This window comes from Streptococcus intestinihominis, from assembly GCF_046824975.1.
GTDB lineage: Bacteria > Bacillota > Bacilli > Lactobacillales > Streptococcaceae > Streptococcus.
In genome coordinates, this window is sequence record NZ_JBKQBL010000001.1 from 302,768 (window position 1) to 303,974 (window position 1,207).

3 protein-coding genes are annotated in these 1,207 nt (G+C 47.4%); all 3 read right to left on the reverse strand.

Annotated features, from left to right (window positions below; genetic code table 11):
- The coding region (locus tag ACLOR3_RS01595; RefSeq protein ID WP_412036925.1) for a DegV family protein at positions 1-291 on the reverse strand (291 nt) is incomplete at its 3' end.
- Positions 288-803, reverse strand: coding sequence for an NYN domain-containing protein (locus ACLOR3_RS01600; protein WP_411400077.1), 516 nt, complete (start codon positions 801-803; stop codon positions 288-290). The genes ACLOR3_RS01595 and ACLOR3_RS01600, both read right to left, overlap by 4 nt.
- A 29-nt stretch (positions 804-832) precedes the next feature.
- A partial coding sequence (gene rlmB, locus ACLOR3_RS01605) for a 23S rRNA (guanosine(2251)-2'-O)-methyltransferase RlmB (protein WP_412036926.1) occupies positions 833-1,207 on the reverse strand: 375 nt, incomplete at its 5' end.

Genomic DNA, 1,207 nt, shown 5'->3' on the forward strand with positions numbered 1-1,207 from the left:
GTAGGTCCCTGACAAAACTGAAGAAAAGGCGATATAGAGGAGATTTTCCTTGCGTTGAGCGTAGCCTTTGAAAATCTCTTGGAATTGCCCAACATTGACCTGACTGGTCGTTGGTTTAGCACCCTTTTGCATCTCTGCTAATAATTGGGGGCTGGTCAGTTTATCTGGACCTACTGTCTCATAATGAGTACCATCGATTTGGATCGACAAACCGACGATCTCTACATCATGCTCCTTTGCCCATGTTTCATCTAAATCTGCAGTTGAATCTGTTAAAATTTTAAAGGTCATTTACTTGCTCCCATCTCTTTTTGTAGTTGACGTAGGCCCTCTAGGTCAAAAGGCCGTATCGGTGGTTTTTGATCGTTGACAGCTCCTCGCGCCTGGTTCAAGTCGGCTTTGACAACGGCGACTCTCTTCTCTAGCTCACGTGCCGACACCCGAAGTGCTCCTTGAGCAAAGACCGTCCATTGCTCATTCAAGTCACTCGTCGCGACTGATACTTGGTGGAGGGGTGTATTGAGCTCTGCTGCCAAGCGTTCAATGTAGTCATCGGCGGTCTCCTCCTCTGCAGTGAAGACCACTTGGACCTGAAATTCTTCATAGGTCTGGCGAATCCCTGGCATGTATTGGGCATCAAAGACACAAATCACGCGAATGCCTTCAAAGCTAGCATAGTGACTTAGCTTCTCTAGGAGGATCGTTCGTGCAGCATCGAGCTCACTTTTCTTAAAGAGCTGCCGGGTCTCCTGCCAGAAGGCAATCATGTTGTAGCCGTCCACTAACAAAATCTTTTCTTTCATGGATTGCCCCCTTCCTTTGATTTCTTCTATTATAATTTATTGCGAAAGACCTCATACATGAGGATCGCTGCTGCGACACTGGCATTCAGACTTTGGACATGCCCCTGCATAGGAATAGTAATCATTTCATCCACTTGTTTTTTTATATTGGCTGAAATGCCCTTGCCTTCGTTGCCAATAATGAGGGCTAGCTTCCCACTGGTATTCCATTTGTGAGAAGGCGTTCCATTCATATCGGTTCCGAAGATCCAAAAACCTGCTTCTTTGAGCTTATCCAAAGTTTGGCTAAGGTTGGTCACCCGGGCAATGGGGACATGCTCCACTGCCCCAGTTGAGGTCTTGGCAACAACAGGAGTCACCCCAACAGCACGGTGCTTGGGAATGATGACTCCCGCCACTTGGGT

What these genes read in the sequence shown, in the direction of transcription:
- ACLOR3_RS01600 (WP_411400077.1), bottom strand. Translation starts at nt 803, where the DNA reads ATGAAAGAAAAGATTTTGTTAGTGGACGGCTACAACATGATTGCCTTC.